We start from the raw sequence: 17,002 nt of genomic DNA on the forward strand, positions 1-17,002 counted from the left end.
ACGGCTATTGCTTTTAAGGTGTCCATTGTGCGCATTGACTTGACAGTAAATGCGTTTAAAACGTATGTTTGAACACCTTTATTTCAATGTGGAATAGATATGGCCCAGTTAGATACTGTTGAGCGTATTTTAGATGCGGCAGAGGCCCTGTTTGCCGATAAGGGCTTTGCAGAAACTTCGTTGCGACTGATCACCAGTAAAGCAGGGGTGAATTTGGCTGCGGTAAACTATCACTTTGGTTCGAAAAAATCTTTAATTCAAGCTGTTTTTTCTAGGTTTTTAGAGCCGTTGTGCTTAAGTTTAGATGCTCAGTTGGATCGTTATGAGGCAGAAGGACAAGTTGATCTTAGTGTTGAGGATCTGCTGAATTTATTGGTTGAGCAGGTGTTAACTATTGAGCCGCGCAGTGGTAATGATTTATCCATTTTTATGCGCTTGTTAGGTTTAGCTTTCAGTCAAAGCCAAGGGCACTTACGTCGTTATCTAAATGAAATGTATGGCAAAGTATTCCAGCGTTATATGCTTTTATTGCATCAGGCTGCACCTGAAATCTGCCCTGTAGAAATGTTTTGGCGTGTGCACTTTATGATGGGGGCCGCAGCTTTTACGATGTCAGGCATTAAGGCCTTGCGTGCCATTGTTGAGGATGAGTACGATGTGCACATGAGCACTGAGCAAGTGTTGCGATTAATGGTACCGGTACTAGCGGCGGGTGTGCGCACAGAGAGCGTGATCGAAAGTGTAGGTACGCAGCCAGTAATTAAAAAAACGATGGCTTAATTTATTAAGCGTGGTGAAGCAATGATTGATTATCTGCATGTCTCTATTGCAGAACAGCGCCTGTATGCCTTTTCTGAGCAGCAACTGCAAGGAATCTATACCGTTTCTACAGCGCTTAATGGACCGGGCGAAAAGAACGGTAGCGGTTGTACACCGCGTGGACGACATTATGTTCGTGCCAAAATAGGTACAGATTTGCCGGCGATGGCGGTACTGCGCGGACGTCGGTGGACTGGCGAAATTTGGACCCCAGAACTGCATCAAGCATACCCAGAGCGTGACTGGATTTTAAGTCGTATTCTGTGGCTTAGCGGCTGTGAGCTCGGGCGTAATCGGTTGGGTTCTACTGATACCTTCCGACGGTATATTTATATTCATGGCACGGCCGATGAGCACTTACTGGGTCAAGCTTGCTCACATGGCTGTATACGTATGGCTAATCAAGATTTAATTGAGCTTTATATACAGCTAGGGGATGCTTGCCCTGTGGATATCAGTGTAGATGCTACTCAAGCACAAATTATGCAGGCAGCCATTAAGGAATCATCATGCAAGGCTCGTTGATGCTAGATATTGGCGGTACTTATTTAACAGCAGAAGACCGCCAGTTGTTACGCCAACCCCAAGTCTGTGGGGTGATTTTATTTGCTAGAAATATTGAACATCCAAAACAAGTGCGTGAGTTATGTCGTACCATTCGAGCGGTGCGCAGTGATTTGTTGATTGGTGTTGATCAAGAAGGTGGGCGTGTACAGCGCTTGCGGCAAGGTTTTGTGCAACTCCCAGCTATGGGGCTGCTACAAAGTGCGCTCAACCCTGTGCAGTTAGCTGAGGATTGTGGATGGCTTATGGCTTGGGAAGTTTTAGCTATGGGCATTGATTTCAGTTTTGCTCCAGTTTTGGATGTGGATCATGGTCGCAGTAGCGTTATTGGTTTGCGTTCTTTTGGTAAAGATCCAACAATTATAGAAAGTTTAGCAGGGGCTTTTTTAAAGGGGATGCGAGCTGCAGGCATGCCAGCTGTAGGCAAGCACTTCCCTGGACATGGTTGGGTTGAGGCAGACTCGCACGTAGCAATTCCGGTGGATGAGCGCAGTTTGGCGGAGATTCGCCGTGCAGACTTGTTGCCGTTTAAGAATTTGCAACATCAATTGGCCGGTATGATGCCTGCCCATGTGATTTATTCGCAGGTTGATGCTGCGCCTGCAGGTTTTTCAAAAGTTTGGCTGCAAGATATTTTACGCAATGAATTAAACTACCAAGGTGTGCTGTTTAGCGATGATTTATCGATGGCGGGAGCACAGGTTGCTGGTAATGCTGCACAAAGGGTTCTGGCAGCACTTACCGCTGGCTGTAATGTTGGGTTATTATGCAACGATCGAGCGGCCGCAGAGCAAGGGTTAGTAGCCTTACAAAATGAATGTGTCATACCTTGTTCACAATTAAATGTTATGTATGGGCAATATATAGCGCAGCATGACTTTCAACAGCATCCGCGCTGGCAAACTGCGCGACAGGCGCTCAATGCGTTAATAACCAACAATTAAGAGGTGGTAAATTGAATAAATACGCGATCATTGGTGGTACAGGGCTAACTCGGCTAGAAGGATTGACAATTCGCGACGCCATGTTTATTGACACCCCTTACGGTTCGCCTTCAGCGGAAGTGATCCGTGGTGAGTATGCAGGACGTGATGTATTGTTTTTGGCGCGTCACGGTCAGCCACACCGTATTCCACCTCATGAGGTAAATTATCGGGCGAACCTTTGGGCATTACGTCAGGCTGGTGCAACCCATATCTTAGCCATCAATGCGGTGGGTGGTATTTCAGACACGTTTCAAACCGGTTGCTTTTCGATTCCTGATCAAATTATTGACTATACTTCGGGGCGTGATCATACCCTCTATGAAGGGGACCTTGAGCATGTGACCCATGTGGATTTCAGTTACCCCTATGATGAAATATTACGTAAGCGTTTAATCGCAGCAGTTGCTGCTTGTGGTTATAGCTGTAATAACCAAGGCGTGTATGGTTGTACACAAGGCCCTCGTTTAGAGACAGTAGCTGAAGTGGCGCGAATGGAGCGCGATGGTTGCAATATTGTTGGCATGACAGGTATGCCCGAAACCGTTTTAGCGCGTGAGCTTGGTCTGAGCTACGCCTGTTTAGCTTTAGTCGTCAACCGTGCAGCAGGTAAGTCTAATGGCGCGACAATCACAAAAGCACAAATTGATGCAGCGGTGAATGTGGGGATGTCTAAGGTGAAGATCGTTTTAGCACGTCTATTAGGTGCGGCTGATTAACTCATCTTTAAAACCATAAGCTATGTTAGGTCGCATGGCTTATGGTATCTTTAAAGTCCTTTGCAATGCCCACTAAAGTCATTGTATTGCCTTGTATAGAAGTAAATTGTCCTTCCAGTTCATGGCCTGCTTGCCAATTCCTCGATAAATTTTTATTCAGTTTTAAGCAAGCAAAGCCTTGTTCGGCCAAGTCTACTGTCGTGACTTGCGCATCATGAAATCCAAAATAGCAGTCGGTAAGTGGGTTGAGGGCCTTAAATAGACTTTCTTTAAAAGAAAATACTAAGGTTAAGTAGTGCGCAGCTTGCTCTGCTGACAAAGTGGAAAATACTTTGTGCTCACTAGTCGTCAGAATGGCTTTCGCTAGACGTTGTGAGCGCGTAATGCTGATCGGGGGCTCGATATCTAAACCGAAATTTTTCCAATGTTTTGTGCTACCAACAATAGCAGCGGCAATGGGATGGCTATGAGACATGGAACCACAGCTACCATAGGGCCAAACAGGTGCACGGCTGTTCTTTTTCTGACTAGGAAACTGAGCGTGTTTGAGTTGTAGGCGTAATGCTTCGCGCGCGCAGAGTCGCGCCGCTAAAAACTCTGCTTGACGTTTTTCTGCAGCTTGGGGCATAGGGAGGTTGTATTGGGTATAGAGTGTCGAACTCACAGCGCTTTGCTGATATTGCGTTGAAACTAGGGTGCATTCTGTGAGGTGGCGAGGGAAGGGCCAGTCTTGTTCGACATGCTCTAAAAATCCTGAAAACTGTGCTGCAAAAATCATCTGTTTGATCCATCCTGAGGCATTTAATTATAAAATATTGGTTATAAGTCTGGAATAAATACGCTAATACAGTTATAAGAACGTAATTGTTTTATATGTTGCTTATATTCTACTGCTGAGGTGCCTTATGAAGTTACAACAATTGCGTTATATCTGGGAAGTATCGAGAAATGGTTTAAATGTTTCTGCCACTGCACAGGCTCTTTATACCTCCCAGCCTGGCATAAGCAAGCAAATTCGTCTTTTGGAGGATGAGTTGGGAGTAGAGATTTTTGCGCGCAGTGGTAAGCATTTAACACGGATCACGGCTCCAGGTGAGCACATTATTCGTATGGCCGGAGAAATTTTACGTAAATGTGAAAATATTAAGCAAATCGGGCAGGAGTTCTCCGATGAGCGTGCGGGCACTTTATCTATTGCTACAACCCACACTCAGGCACGTTATGCATTACCCCCTGTGATTCGATCCTTTATGCAAGAGTATCCGGATGTGGCTTTGCATATGCATCAAGGCACGCCGGCACAAATTGCTGAAATGGCTGCTGATGGTACTGTGGATTTTGCTATTGCCACCGAAGGTCTGGATAAGTTTGGTGATTTGATCATGATGCCATGCTATCGCTGGAACCGGTCTGTAGTAGTGCCTAAAGGGCATCCTCTGACTAAACTACCTAAGTTGACACTGGAAGCTATTGCCGAATACCCAATTGTGACTTATGTTTTTGGGTTTACCGGTCGTTCAAAGTTGGATGAAGCCTTTAAACAGGTGGAGCTTGAGCCAAAAGTGATTTTTACTGCAGCAGATGCTGACGTGATTAAAACTTATGTGCGTTTGGGCTTAGGGGTTGGAATTGTGGCGGGCATGTCGGTGGATGAGCAGCAGGATCAGGATTTAATTGCGTTAGATGCGAGTCATTTATTTGAATCGAGTGTGACTAAAATAGGGTTTCGTCGTGGTACGTTTTTACGTGGTTTTATGAGTGATTTTATTGAGCGTTTTGCCCCACATCTTGATGAAGATTTGCAGTTAAAAGTCATTCAAGCACGCAGTCGCGATGAAGTGGATGAGTTGTTTAAAAATATTGAACTGCCAGTACTTTAAAGCAAGTAGTGAACATCTAAGATTGCACGTCATTTTATGGTCTGGTGAGTGCCGTATAATTGCTGCAGTTTATTTAAAAGAGTGAGGATCAGTATGAGCGATTATTACCGCGAAACTTTGCATGAAGACTATGGACAGTTTTTTAGCGTAGATAAAATGCTATACGAAGTGCGTACTGAACATCAGCACTTAGTTATTTTTGAAAACACTAGAATGGGACGTGTAATGGCTTTAGATGGTGCCATTCAAACTACTGAGGCTGATGAGTTCTTTTACCATGAGATGCTCACTCATGTTCCGATTTTAGCTCATGGGGCTGCCCGTAAGGTTTTAATCATTGGCGGTGGTGATGGTGCGATGTTGCGTGAGGTGTGTCGGCATAGCAATGTAGAGCATGTTACTATGGTGGAAATTGATCAAGCGGTGGTTGATATGTGTAAGAAGTATCTACCACGCCATTCTGACGGTGCTTACGAGGATCCTCGGGTGCGTCTAGTGATTGATAATGGCATGAGCTTTGTAGCTAACTGTACTGAACATTTTGATGTGATTATCAGTGACTGCCCAGATCCAACTGGCCCTGCAGAAGTTTTATTTTCGGAAGATTTTTATCAAGCTTGTTATCGCTGTTTAACTGACAGAGGGGTTTTTGTCGCACAAAATGGCACACCCTTTTTACAGCTTGAAGAAGTTAAAACGACCGCTAGTCGCATTAAAGACTTATTTGCCGATTGGCATTTTTATCATGCTGCAGTGCCAACCTATATAGGTGGCAGTATGACCTTTGTGTGGGCTGCTAAACAGGCACAAATGCGTCAGGTAGACTTAACAACTTTACGCCAGCGCTTCGCTGCAAGCGGCGTGCGTACTCGTTATTACAATCCAGAGATACACTGTGCAGCTTTTGCTTTGCCGCAGTATGTGCTTGAGGCGGTGGATAAGCTCAACAACGATTAAGAGCTTAGCCGGCTTGGCTGGGGTTGGCTATTGCTCGGTAAGTGATCTTTATAAGCTGATACGAGGAGTCACATCTAAACGAACAACGGTCTTGAGCTGCTCTTCTAAATGAACTTTTAATGCTTTTAAATCAGAGTATGTCACTTCACTGTTGGAGCTGACCTCTAGTTTAAGATAGGTTTCTTTTAAGCCAACTTGTACCTGCAGCGCTTCAATGTGTAGAGTTTTCCCATGAACTTCCATAAACATGGCATTAACTTTTTGTTCTACTTTCCAGACGCTGTATATACTCTGAAATGACCAAGTGAGTGGTATAGCAATAGCTAGCATCAGTGCGCTTGATAAGGCTAAACCCCGACGTGCTTTAACCAGTGGGGCATAGCCTAGCACCAAGAATGTTAAAGATGCTGATAGGGCGATCCCGACTAGGTTAGTGGTGAAAAGGAGTGCTGAACCACTGATGATTTGCCAATCCCACCAGCCAATTCCAATGCCAGCCACACAAAGCGGTGGTACCAAGGCTACTGCAATAGCCACTCCAGGCATACTTTTCATGATGCTTTCCCGTGCGTAAGCATAGGCGCCGGCAATACCGGAGAAAATGGCTACACCTAAATCCAGTAAATTGGGGTGTAATCGTCCAGCTATTTCTGGTGTGACACGGGTAATGGGAATAATGAGCGCTATGAGTGCCGCCATTGTTAAAGCTAACGCGATGCCTTTAGCAATGGTAGTAATGGCATTTTTCATCAATGAATGATCATTACGTAGGAGCCCCATTGCTAGAGATATAATTGGTGACATAAGCGGCGCGAGCACCATAGCACCAATGATCACAGCTGAACTGGATAGAAACAAGCCCAGGCTAGCAATGAGGCTGCTGAGCATCATTAAAGCGACAAAACTACTGCTACTTTGAGCGTTGCGCCGCAACTGTACAAAAAGTTCTTTGAAGTCATCTTCTAAAGCATTGGTAAATAAGGGTAAACGTTGTTGAATCATGTCTAAGCGTTGTTCATTCAACGGTAAGTTCTCAAGCTTTAAAGTATCCTTACCACCACGCTGACCGCCTTGGGTTTCGTAATAGGCTTCCGGTAAGTTGATATGTACTGCTTCAGGATACAACTCAAGTTCAATGCTTTGTGCTTCGCGTTTTTGGCTGTCAACGTAATAGGTGAGGGGGGTGTTGCTCTCTACGCGTAAGTAATTACTGCGCACATAACTCATAGAGTTGGGTAAGCGAGTGACTTTTTTATCAGAGTTAAAAGATGCTTTGAATAAGAAGCTAAGGTACTGGCTGATGGACTTTGGAGCAATGAGTAAGGTTGAGACCTTTCCATCTTGGATGGAAATGCTCGTGTTAATTAGGCGGGCAGCAGCATTGTGGACATTGTTTTCAATTGAGACCATGCCGGTAATTGCTGTTTTTACGCTGTATTCTTCGCCTACAGATAAGGTGATCGCAAAGGGGTGAATATTAAATAGATTACGTAAACCACCCCATAGGACTACAAAAAAGTAAAAAATACGATGTAGGGTTGACTCGGTACGTTTGCGGTAGGTGCGACTTCTTTGATCTAAGAAAGGTGTTTGCCCTAACATAATAGAGCCTAGCGCAACTTCATCATTGCAGCGTAAAACATCAATGGGTTTAGTGGATGTGCTAAAGGCTAGCTGAATGTGTTCATCTGTCTTGCCGTGGAACAGAAACCATTCACGCAAGCGCGTTTGATGACTGTCGGTGGGAATAATGCCTAAGCTGAAATTTAATGACTTGGCTTGATCAATGAGTGGAGCTAAGTCAGCATCGGTGCATAGAGCTATGACATGTTCGGCAAAATCGAGAGGACGGCCTGGTTGCTCTAAGAAGGCTTGGATAGAGAGTTGTTCTAGGTTAATGCAGTTGTTTTTGGCAAAGGCTATAACGGTTTGTACTTTAGGGTTCTCAGCGTCGTCATAGATAAATAAAGCTTTGCTGCATAACATAGGCCATCTCCTTAACCATTAAGCTTAAAAAAGCCGGATGAAGATCCGGCTTTTCATGACAGCATAGTACTACAAATTAAACTGGGAAAAGTTCGCTCAGTTTCATTGCTAGCATCATGTCGCCTTCAGCGCGTAGTTTGCCGCCCATAAATGCTTGCATGCCATCGGTTTCTCCGGTTGCGATACCTTTAAAGGTTTCGCTGTCCATGATCAAGGTTACATTAGCATCGTCATTATCGCCTGCTTGTACGTCGCAAGTGCCGTCTTTAACGACAACATAATAGTTTTCAGCATCTTCGATATTGAATTGGAAAATGAGGTCTAAACCGGCCGCTGCGTCAGCATTGAATTGAGCGGTTAGGGTTTGGATGATTTCTGCTGTAGAAGACATAATAGATCCTTTTTTAACGTTGTTGTGCGGTATATGCCGCGTACTTTTACTGTTCATCGATAGGTGATGAGCAATTGATTCTTTAACAGGTCTAGGTACGGGTGACTGTTAAAAGAAGTGGGAGCCACTGGGTCGTTACGAAATTTTAGGCGGTTCAATGAAGTGTTTACAATTTGCCAATTCAACTCAAATGTTTGCTGTGCTGTCCTTCCTCTGAGCAAGTGCAAGTAAGCAGTAATTGTACCGCAGGAGGTGAAAATACCGATGTGCTCATGCTCTTGAGCTGTTTCTAAAATACGCTGCATGTCTGCATGCACTGTGCCTCCCAAGGTGGACCAATGCAACTGTTTAGGTATGTTATCTTGACCTGTTGCCCAGCGTTGCATAATTATGGCAAATAAGTATTGAAATTCTTTTCGATCTTGCAGGGGGTTGCGTAAGTTTGCGATGGCATAGGGCTCGTGCTCGGTGATATGCGGCAGCATTAAACGAATCAGGGCATCTGCATTAATTTCATTAAAGGCACTATCAATACTGAGTTGCGGAGTTGGTTGTTGCATAGTTCTATAGTGGCTTAAAATAATTTGGGCTGTATTTTTCTGGCGACTCATATCACCACTGAAACACTGCGTGAACTCAACACCGATGTTAATTAAATAATCACTAAGGATTTCTGACTGTTGCACACCAAAAGGTGGCAAAACATCATAATTTTGTGCCCTAAATGGGGCTTGTCCGTGACGGATTAAATAAATAGTGCCCAAATCATTGTGCGCCTGAATGATTCAATTGTTCATGCAGGTTATTGCGAACTGGTAAGGCTGTCAATAATAAATCATACGTTTGTTTGAAAAAGAAGGGGCCAAGGAGCTGACAGTTTAGTTTACAGGTGTGTTGTCGGCATGTCGAAAGGGCTTGCCCCTAGTGGTATGCAAGGGGCAATCAGTCTTCTTGAGTTTCAATACTGTATTTGCTTTTTAGGCTGACTTTAACCACTAGAGGTTCTTCAGCAAGGCAGCAGCAAGGTAAAATTTCATCTTGTCGTAGAAAGGCTAGTGGGGTGTTGGCATAACTGACGCTGCCAGAGCGCAGGCTTACCCGGCAAGCACCACAATAACCACTGCGGCACTGGTATTCAACCTGGTGTCCTGTGCGCTCTAACCCTTCCAATAGTGTTTCTGAAGGTTCTAGCTTAAAAATCAGATCTTCAGTGATAACTTGAATAGGTGCTTTCATTTACAGCTCAAAATCGCCCAGGTCATCGGCCGATACTGTTGAGTTGATTTGCCCAACTAGGTAAGAGCTGACCTCAACTTCCTGTGGCGCAACCTGTACATTATCAGAAACTAACCAAGCGTTAATCCATGGGATGGGGTTGTGTGAAGCATTGCTGAAAATCGGCTCAAGTCCTACCGCGTGCATGCGCAGGTTGGTGATGTATTCAATATACTGATTGAGAATGCCTTCGTTTAAGCCAATCATTGAGCCATCTTTAAATAAGTAGGCAGCCCATTCCTTTTCTTGCTGAGCTGCATGTCTAAAGATTTCGATGCTTTCTGCGTGGCATGAGCGGGCTACTTCTGCCATTTCGGGGTCGTCATGACCGTCTTGCATAATATTGATGATGTGTTGAGTGCCGGTTAGGTGTAAGGCTTCATCGCGGGCAATTAAGCGAATGATCTTAGCGTTGCCTTCCATTAGGCGGCGCTCGGCAAAGGCAAAAGAGCAGGCGAAACTGACATAGAAGCGGATGGCTTCTAAAACGTTCACACTCATCATGCATAGGTAGAGCTTGCGTTTGAGTTCAAATAAATCGATCTCATAAGTTTGCCCGTTAATGGTATGGGTGCCTGGACCGCATTTATTATAGATCATGCTGTAATGAATCAAATCGTCATAATACTTGGAGATATCGCCGGCACGTTCAATGATGTGTTTGTTACCTACGATGTCATCAAAAATGACAGCAGGATCGTTCACAATATTACGAATAATGTGGGTGTAGGAGCGTGAGTGAATGGTTTCTGAAAATGACCAAGTTTCAATCCAGGTTTCCAACTCAGGGATAGACACTAAAGGCAAGAACGCAACGTTTGGACTGCGACCTTGAATAGAGTCCAACAGTGTTTGGTACTTTAAATTGCTGATAAAAATATGCTGCTCATGTTCTGGTAGGTTACGGTAATCAGTGCGGTCTTGGGAGACGTCCACTTCCTCCGGACGCCAGAAAAATGAGAGTTGTTTTTCAATCAGCTTTTCAAAAATTGGATATTTTTGCTGGTCATAACGGGCTACGTTAACCGGTTGCCCAAAAAACATAGGTTCTTTGAGCTGGTCATTATCAATTTTTGAGAAAGTGCTGTATTTCATAAACATGTACCCTTAAATCTTGCAGGCGCCACCAGCGCAATCATCTTCCATGTCGCTCTGACTGTCATCAGCGCCATCGCGGGTGTTTTGGTAGTAAAGTGTTTTTAGACCAAACTTGTATGCAGTTAGTAGGTCTTTGAGCAGTTGCTGCATTGGTACGCGCTCACCTTCGAAACGTTTAGGGTCGTAGTTGGTGTTAGCAGAAATTGCTTGGTCAACGAACTTCTGCATAATGCCTACGAGGTGTAAGTAACCTTCGTTGTTAGGCATATTCCATAGCAGCTCATAATTGTTTTTGTACTCGTCGTAGCCTGGTACCACTTGCTTCAAGATGCCGTCTTTAGACTGCTTAATGGTGACTAAGCCGCGAGGTGGCTCAATGCCGTTGGTAGCATTAGAAATTTGGCTCGATGTTTCTGACGGCATCAAAGATGATAGGGTTGAGTTGCGCAGGCCATGCTTAACAATTTCGCTGCGCAAAGTCTCCCAGTCTAAGTGCAAAGGTTCATTGCAAATGCTGTCTAAATCTTTCTTATAGGTATCAATGGGTAAGATACCTTGGGCATAAGTGGTTTCATCAAAGGCTGTGCATGGACCAAATTCTTTCGACAAGTTGTTTGAAGCTTTAAGCAAGTAGTACTGAATGGCTTCAAAGGTTTTGTGAGTGAGAGCATTGGCTGAGCCGTCAGAGTATTTTACGCCATTTTTCGCTAAGTAGTAAGCATAGTTAATAACGCCTACACCTAAAGTCCGGCGCTTCATGGTTGCGTTACGTGCGGCTGCCAATGGGTAGTCTTGATAGGTGAGCAGGGAGTCCAGAGCGCGAACTACAAGGTCGGCTAGCTCTTCCAGTTCATCAAGGCTTTCCAGGGCGCCTAAGTTAAAGGCTGATAAGGTGCATAGAGCGATTTCTTTATCAGCTTCGTTGATGTTTTCTAAAGGACTGGTTGGCAGAGCAATTTCCAGGCACAAGTTTGACTGACGAATTGGTGCAACTTTGGGATCAAAAGGGCTATGGGTGTTGCAGTGATCAACGTTCTGAATGTAAATACGGCCGGTGCTAGCACGTTCTTGCATCATGAGTGAGAAGAGCTCAACAGCAGGGATGCTGCGTTTACGGATGTTTTCATCTTGTTCGTATTGCTCGTAGAGACGCTCAAACTCAACTTGGTCTGCAAAGAAGGCTTCGTATAGGCCAGGCACATCGTGCGGCGAGAATAAAGTGATGTTGCCGCCTTTAATGAGGCGCTGATACATGAGTTTATTAAGTTGTACACCATAGTCCATATGACGCACACGGTTTTCTTCCACACCACGGTTGTTTTTCAAGACAAGTAGAGATTCAACTTCCAGGTGCCATATTGGATAGAATAGGGTTGCGGCACCACCACGAACTCCACCTTGAGAGCAGGATTTAACTGCGGCTTGGAAGAGCTTAAAGAAGGGGATACAGCCGGTGTGTTGTGCTTCACCGCCACGAATAGGGCTACCCACTGCGCGAATACGGCCGGCATTTATACCGATGCCTGCACGCAGAGATACATATTTAACAATGGCCGAAGTTGTTGCGCTTATGGAGTCGAGACTATCGCCGCACTCAATCAGTACGCAAGAACTGAACTGGCGTGAAGGCGTGCGTACACCAGCCATGATGGGGGTCGGTAATGAAATTTTAAACAGTGAGATAGCATCATAGAAGCGCTTGATGTAGTCCAAGCGTGTTTCTTTTGGATAGCCAGCAAATAGACACATACCAATGAGCATGTAGAGCATTTGTGGGCTTTCGTAAACTTCCTTTGTGACACGGTTCTGAACTAAATATTTACCTTCCAACTGCTTAACTGCGGCATAAGAAAACGTCATATCGCGACCATGATCGATATAATCGTTCAGTTCATCAAAGTCCGCCTTATCGTAATCACGTAAGATATGACTATCATAGCGCTCTTCTTGGGTCAGTTTTGTAACATGATCGAAGAGATGTGGAGGCTCAAACTCACCATATGCAATTTTACGCAGATGGAAAATCGCTAAGCGCGCCGCAAGATATTGGTAGTCAGGTGTGTCTTGCGAGATTAAGTCTGCAGCGGCTTTAATAATGGTTTCATGGATATCTTTAGTGTGGATACCATTGTAAAACTGAATGTGAGACTTGAGTTCTACTTGGGATACCGAGACATTCTTTAAACCCATAGCAGCCCAATCAAGAACGCGGTGGATCTTGTCTAAGTCGATGGCTTCTTGGCGACCATCGCGCTTGGTTACTTTAATGGTTTTAAAGTCTGTCATAATGTGGATCCTGTGGTGTGTGCTTGAAATTTTTCAACCACTCAGTTATAGCGTGCTTCGTGATAAAAACACACTATATAGTGTTTGTGTTGAGATTGGGGCGCAATATAGGGTATTGGGGCTTTTATATCAACCCATAGAAATTGTGATTTCTATGGGTATTTTTTCTTGCTCTGCGATACGCCGCACGCTGCTTGTGCTTGCAGAAAATCAAGGGCTTTTAAAAAATATTTCGCTTGCCTTTTTAGTTTTTTAAGATTCGATGTTTAGCTCTGTTAAGATGTTTAAAAAACATACAATAGCTAATCTTACTGAGTCGTTAGCAGTTCAAAGTGTATGGGTGTGATATGCAGCAGCTTGAATTTTTTGAGATCCCTAGCCCTTGTATTGGTGTGTGTGAGGCCAATAATCGAGGGTATTGTAAAGGCTGTTTACGCTCCCGTGATGAGCGTTTGTATTGGTTGCAGTTTACCGAGGTGCAAAAGCGCGATGTGATGCGCTTATGTCAGCAACGTAAAGTAAGGGTCTTAAAAGCTAAGGAAGCAGCGTTGCAAGGGATTCAGCGAGCTCCAAAAGAGTCGGATCAAAACTCGCTATTTTAGCCGCTGCCTTCGTATATGGTCGCTACGATAATGGTTAAGCGAGATGTAAGCGTTGCACATCAGGAGTATCCATTTCATGATGGCTGACTATAATAAGTATTCCTTGAGCTTGGCGTTGACGTAAGGCTTTGAGGACTTGATGGCTGCTGGCGCTATCAAGGCCGGCAAATGGCTCGTCGACTAACAAGATTGGGCGCTGAGCAAGTAGTAAACGGGCTAGGGCTATACGCCGAGCTTGGCCACCAGAGATCTGTGCACCGTATTCACCTAGCGCTGTATCTAAACCATTTTGCTGTTTTGCCCAGTCGGCTAGTGCTACATCTTCTAATACTTGCCACAGTTGCTCATCTGTGGCTTCAGGGTCAGCTAGACGCAAATTACTGGCTAAGCTGCGATCAAAAATATCAAACTGTTGTGGTAAATAACCGATGCATTCATCCAGCTGCCAATCTGTGGCAGGACGTTGGTTAATTAAATATTGCCCTTGGTTAGGAGCTAAGGTGTTGGCTAGTACTTTCAATAAGGTGGTTTTACCAATGCCTGAGGCACCGGTAATGATTAAAACCTGACCACTGTGCAGCTCGATATTAATGTGTTTTGGACCATTTAAAGCACCTGGAATACACGCACTCAGTTGCTGTGTCTGTAATTGAAATGGGGCGGATGGGCGGGGAGTGTCTGAATGTGCTTTGAGCTGTGCCGTGCTTTCTTGAGCTTGTATCAGTTGATTGATCCGGTCTCGTGCCGCTTGGCTTTGGCCTAAACCAATAAAGCTGCTAGCCAATGGTGCCAATGCTTCATGAATACCTAGTAGCGCTAAGGCCGCAGCGAGCAGCCAAGGTACACTGATAAGTGTAGCATTTACTAAAAACACGCCGACCCAGAGTAAACCACCTAGACTCAGAGCTAGAGCAAGTTGTTGCAATAAAGTGAGTAAACTGATCAGTTGTCGCTGCTGATGGTGTTGGGTTTGGTAATCTTTGTCAGCGTTTAAGGTGTCTTGTTGCTGTTGATCCCAGGTGTGCCAGAGCGTTAGCGAGGTGAGTAAAGATAAAGACTCTAGGAAGTGTTCACGGCGTACTTCTGCTGTATGAACATCATGGAATGCGAGTTTACGGCCACGGATAAAACCTAGGGTTGGAATTATAATCCAGGCCATAAGTAAGCCGAAACTGGTTGCTAGGGCAAGCTGTGGCTGTAACCAATAAGCAAACAATATATACAAGACTACAATCAACCCAGACCAAATCCAGGGTGCTAAAAACTGCAATGGAAAACGGTCAAGTCGATCAATATCGGCTACTAAACGGTGCATAGTGGCGCCGGAGCTTGTATTTTTTAGGCTGTTGTTTTTATTTAAAGTGAGGGCTTGAAATACTTGGCTGCGTAAATCTTTCAGCAGCGATAAAGTGGCATGGTGTGAAGTCAGGCGCTCACCGTAGCGACCTGCGGTGCGTACAATGGCAAAAAGGCGGATTAAGGCTGCTGGACGAAAGTAGTCAAAAGTAAAGGAGCTGCTTATGACTAAGCCTGCAATGGCCGATGCCGTAATGAACCAACCAGAAGTAGCTAACAAAGCGATAGCAGAAAAAAGAGTCAGTGCTCCTAGCAAAAGGGCTAGATTCCAACTACTTTGGCGGCTGCGTAATAAACTGCGTAAGCGAATTGGTTTAAGCATGAGAGAGCTCCTAGTGCGTATGCAGTTCATGTAAATCTAAATGACGGTCCAACCAATGCAAGCCCTGCCATTGGTGGCTCACCAAGATCAAAGTTTTATCTCGGCTTAACTTTTCCAGCAACGTATGAATCTTGGCGCTGGTATCAGGGTCGAGGTGTGCGGTGGGTTCGTCGAGTAACCATAGTTGTGTGTCACGCAACAACAGTTGGGCAATGGCTAAACGACTCAGCTGGCCACCAGAGAGGCCTAAGCCGCGTTCGCCTATAGGGGTGTCTAATCCTTGCGGCAGCTTCTTGACTAAGGATAATAGGTCTACATCTGCAAGTACTTGATAAAGCTGTGAATCAGTCGCGTTGGCATGGGCGAGGCGTAAATTATCGGCTAAACTGCCGCGCTTAAAATTGGGTTGTTGTGATAAGTAACCGATTTGGCGGTGCCAATCACTACGGCGAAGATCCAATAATGAATCTTGGTTGATAAGAATATGACCCGTGTAAGGAATAAAACCTAATAAAGCCAAGAGCAAGCTAGATTTACCGCTACCACTTTCTCCATATAAACCGATACGTTCACCGGCAGCAATGCTGAGTTTGGTTTTGGGTAAGCGAATGCGGCCATTGTGTGCGGTAATGCTGAGATTCTCTAACCTAATGGCAGGTGCTGCTTCTAACAGCAGTGGGTGTTGACCTGGGTGTTGCCAAGTGTGTTGTTCAAGTAAAGGCAAGAGTTCTTCAATGGCGCCTTCAGCTTCAGCTTTGGCATGGTAGTCGCTGCCGAGTTGGCGTAGTGGTGCATAGAACTCTGGTGCTAATAATAAAATAAAGAGTGCTCCAGCGTAAGGGACGGGTGTGATGCCTTTAGCCCAAGGTAGAATGCCGAGTAGACCCAATCCTAAATACAGTGCAACTAGGGCAATGGCTAGGGAGGAGAATAGTTCCAAAACGGCGCCAGACAGGAATGCTAAACGCAATACTTTCATAGTGGTATCGCGGTATTGGGAGGCGGATGAGTCCACATCGTGTTGGGCTAAAGCTGTTGCCTTTAAATGTTGTAGGGTGGGCATTCCGCGCACCCAATCTAAGAAGCGGCCACTGAGTTGGCTCATGGCAGCCATTTGTTGTTGGCTACTGCGACTGGCGGCGCTGCCCACTAAAATCATAAAGACTGGTACCAACGGTGCTGTCATGAGCATCAGAATGGCGGCTAAGGGGCTATAATAAAACGCTGCAACACTGATTAGTAGTGGTGTGATGAGTACTAAATAAAGCTGCACATAATAGCGGCTGATATAGCCATCTAGGGCGTCGACTTGCTCTAGCAGTTGGGTGCTTAAAACACCATCAGAACCTAAAGTTTGACGTTCAGGACCTAAGTTCGACAAAGTATTCAGTAAGCGTGTGCGTAATTGGATGCGGGCATGAAAACTGGCGGCCTGTGAAAGGCGTTCACGTATGTATTGTGCAATAGGGCGTAGGGTAAAACATAAAGTCAGCGCAATAGCGTGACGCAGATCAAAAGCAGCACTGAGTTCGCTGCCAGTGTGGATGCTATCTAACAGGCCGACAAAGAGTTGTGCTAATAACCAACTTTGGCCAATAAAAAGCAAAGTGGCTAGTACAGCAGCAATTAAGGCCCAGTGTAAGCGTTGAGCTTGCGGAGTGATGATTGATTTGAGTTGCTGGCGTAATTTTCGCTTCAGCTGTTGTTCAGTTTGTTCTAAGGTGTTGTTCACTGATGACACCATGCCTATGAATAAAGCAGTAT

The 17,002-nt window shown here is 45.0% G+C and carries 16 protein-coding genes and 1 pseudogene; 8 read left to right on the top strand and 9 right to left on the bottom strand.

Translation table 11 applies throughout. The features are described from left to right. Window positions 1-99 precede the first annotated feature (99 nt). From TOI97_RS06115 to TOI97_RS06130, 4 genes and pseudogenes are all read left to right on the top strand, one after another. Window positions 100-729: pseudogene (locus TOI97_RS06115) on the top strand (TetR family transcriptional regulator); the annotation flags it as partial. Between the two features lie 72 nt (window positions 730-801). Further along, complete coding sequence (locus TOI97_RS06120; RefSeq protein ID WP_321553240.1) at window positions 802-1,344, top strand: L,D-transpeptidase; 543 nt, start codon at window positions 802-804, stop codon at window positions 1,342-1,344. Continuing rightward, window positions 1,329-2,327 (top strand): beta-N-acetylhexosaminidase, encoded by a 999-nt coding sequence (gene nagZ / locus TOI97_RS06125; protein ID WP_321553241.1) that lies wholly within the window; start codon window positions 1,329-1,331, stop codon window positions 2,325-2,327. The genes TOI97_RS06120 and nagZ overlap by 16 nt, the downstream gene beginning before the upstream one ends. A gap of 11 nt (window positions 2,328-2,338) precedes the next feature. Further along, window positions 2,339-3,085, top strand: a complete 747-nt coding sequence (locus TOI97_RS06130; protein WP_321553242.1) for an S-methyl-5'-thioinosine phosphorylase — start codon at window positions 2,339-2,341, stop codon at window positions 3,083-3,085. A gap of 25 nt (window positions 3,086-3,110) precedes the next feature. On the opposite strand, the gene TOI97_RS06135 is transcribed toward TOI97_RS06130, so the two are convergent. Next, window positions 3,111-3,863, bottom strand: coding sequence for a 4'-phosphopantetheinyl transferase family protein (locus tag TOI97_RS06135; RefSeq protein WP_321553243.1), 753 nt, complete (start codon window positions 3,861-3,863; stop codon window positions 3,111-3,113). A 127-nt stretch (window positions 3,864-3,990) separates the two neighbouring features. Between TOI97_RS06135 and cysB the strand changes: the two genes are divergently transcribed. Continuing rightward, entirely contained in the window at window positions 3,991-4,965 is a 975-nt protein-coding gene (cysB, locus tag TOI97_RS06140) for an HTH-type transcriptional regulator CysB (RefSeq protein WP_321553244.1), read from the top strand. Between the two features lie 93 nt (window positions 4,966-5,058). Next, on the top strand, window positions 5,059-5,922 hold the full coding sequence (gene speE, locus TOI97_RS06145; protein WP_321553245.1) for a polyamine aminopropyltransferase: 864 nt from the start codon (window positions 5,059-5,061) through the stop codon (window positions 5,920-5,922). A 48-nt stretch (window positions 5,923-5,970) separates the two neighbouring features. Here the strand turns inward: speE and TOI97_RS06150 are convergent, their stop codons facing one another. The 6 genes from TOI97_RS06150 to nrdA form a co-directional block, all read right to left on the bottom strand. After that, complete coding sequence (locus tag TOI97_RS06150) at window positions 5,971-7,908, bottom strand: DUF389 domain-containing protein (protein ID WP_321553246.1); 1,938 nt, start codon at window positions 7,906-7,908, stop codon at window positions 5,971-5,973. 76 nt (window positions 7,909-7,984) lie between these two features. Continuing rightward, window positions 7,985-8,299 (bottom strand): SCP2 sterol-binding domain-containing protein, encoded by a 315-nt coding sequence (locus TOI97_RS06155; protein ID WP_321553247.1) that lies wholly within the window; start codon window positions 8,297-8,299, stop codon window positions 7,985-7,987. A gap of 53 nt (window positions 8,300-8,352) precedes the next feature. Continuing rightward, window positions 8,353-9,063, bottom strand: coding sequence for a histidine phosphatase family protein (locus TOI97_RS06160; RefSeq protein WP_321553248.1), 711 nt, complete (start codon window positions 9,061-9,063; stop codon window positions 8,353-8,355). 178 nt (window positions 9,064-9,241) lie between these two features. After that, complete coding sequence (gene yfaE, locus TOI97_RS06165) at window positions 9,242-9,535, bottom strand: class I ribonucleotide reductase maintenance protein YfaE (protein ID WP_321553249.1); 294 nt, start codon at window positions 9,533-9,535, stop codon at window positions 9,242-9,244. Continuing rightward, entirely contained in the window at window positions 9,536-10,669 is a 1,134-nt protein-coding gene (nrdB, locus tag TOI97_RS06170) for a class Ia ribonucleoside-diphosphate reductase subunit beta (protein ID WP_456077546.1), read from the bottom strand. 12 nt (window positions 10,670-10,681) lie between these two features. Continuing rightward, on the bottom strand, window positions 10,682-12,958 hold the full coding sequence (nrdA, locus tag TOI97_RS06175) for a class 1a ribonucleoside-diphosphate reductase subunit alpha (protein ID WP_321553251.1): 2,277 nt from the start codon (window positions 12,956-12,958) through the stop codon (window positions 10,682-10,684). A gap of 52 nt (window positions 12,959-13,010) precedes the next feature. Here nrdA and TOI97_RS06180 point away from each other — a divergent pair, with 52 nt between their 5' ends. Together TOI97_RS06180 and TOI97_RS06185 are read left to right on the top strand one after the other, a co-directional pair. Then, window positions 13,011-13,214, top strand: coding sequence for a hypothetical protein (locus TOI97_RS06180; protein WP_321553252.1), 204 nt, complete (start codon window positions 13,011-13,013; stop codon window positions 13,212-13,214). Between the two features lie 91 nt (window positions 13,215-13,305). Next, window positions 13,306-13,560, top strand: a complete 255-nt coding sequence (locus TOI97_RS06185; protein ID WP_321553253.1) for a DUF1289 domain-containing protein — start codon at window positions 13,306-13,308, stop codon at window positions 13,558-13,560. A 34-nt stretch (window positions 13,561-13,594) separates the two neighbouring features. Here the strand turns inward: TOI97_RS06185 and cydC are convergent, their stop codons facing one another. Together cydC and cydD are read right to left on the bottom strand one after the other, a co-directional pair. Further along, window positions 13,595-15,238 carry a thiol reductant ABC exporter subunit CydC gene (gene cydC / locus TOI97_RS06190; protein WP_321553254.1) on the bottom strand — a complete coding sequence of 548 codons (1,644 nt, stop codon included), beginning with the start codon at window positions 15,236-15,238 and terminating at the stop codon, window positions 13,595-13,597. Between the two features lie 10 nt (window positions 15,239-15,248). Further along, window positions 15,249-16,970, bottom strand: a complete 1,722-nt coding sequence (cydD, locus tag TOI97_RS06195) for a thiol reductant ABC exporter subunit CydD (protein ID WP_321553255.1) — start codon at window positions 16,968-16,970, stop codon at window positions 15,249-15,251. Window positions 16,971-17,002 lie beyond the last annotated feature (32 nt).

This window comes from Denitrificimonas halotolerans, from assembly GCF_034259425.1.
Classification (GTDB): Bacteria; Pseudomonadota; Gammaproteobacteria; order Pseudomonadales; family Pseudomonadaceae; genus Denitrificimonas; species Denitrificimonas halotolerans.

What these genes read in the sequence shown, in the direction of transcription:
- TOI97_RS06150 (WP_321553246.1), bottom strand. Translation starts at nt 7,908, where the DNA reads ATGTTATGCAGCAAAGCTTTATTTATCTATGACGACGCTGAGAACCCT.
- nrdA (WP_321553251.1), bottom strand. Translation starts at nt 12,958, where the DNA reads ATGACAGACTTTAAAACCATTAAAGTAACCAAGCGCGATGGTCGCCAA.
- TOI97_RS06155 (WP_321553247.1), bottom strand. Translation starts at nt 8,299, where the DNA reads ATGTCTTCTACAGCAGAAATCATCCAAACCCTAACCGCTCAATTCAAT.
- cysB (WP_321553244.1), top strand. Translation starts at nt 3,991, where the DNA reads ATGAAGTTACAACAATTGCGTTATATCTGGGAAGTATCGAGAAATGGT.
- yfaE (WP_321553249.1), bottom strand. Translation starts at nt 9,535, where the DNA reads ATGAAAGCACCTATTCAAGTTATCACTGAAGATCTGATTTTTAAGCTA.
- nrdB (WP_456077546.1), bottom strand. Translation starts at nt 10,669, where the DNA reads ATGAAATACAGCACTTTCTCAAAAATTGATAATGACCAGCTCAAAGAA.
- TOI97_RS06135 (WP_321553243.1), bottom strand. Translation starts at nt 3,863, where the DNA reads ATGATTTTTGCAGCACAGTTTTCAGGATTTTTAGAGCATGTCGAACAA.
- nagZ (WP_321553241.1), top strand. Translation starts at nt 1,329, where the DNA reads ATGCAAGGCTCGTTGATGCTAGATATTGGCGGTACTTATTTAACAGCA.
- TOI97_RS06185 (WP_321553253.1), top strand. Translation starts at nt 13,306, where the DNA reads ATGCAGCAGCTTGAATTTTTTGAGATCCCTAGCCCTTGTATTGGTGTG.
- cydC (WP_321553254.1), bottom strand. Translation starts at nt 15,238, where the DNA reads ATGCTTAAACCAATTCGCTTACGCAGTTTATTACGCAGCCGCCAAAGT.
- TOI97_RS06120 (WP_321553240.1), top strand. Translation starts at nt 802, where the DNA reads ATGATTGATTATCTGCATGTCTCTATTGCAGAACAGCGCCTGTATGCC.
- speE (WP_321553245.1), top strand. Translation starts at nt 5,059, where the DNA reads ATGAGCGATTATTACCGCGAAACTTTGCATGAAGACTATGGACAGTTT.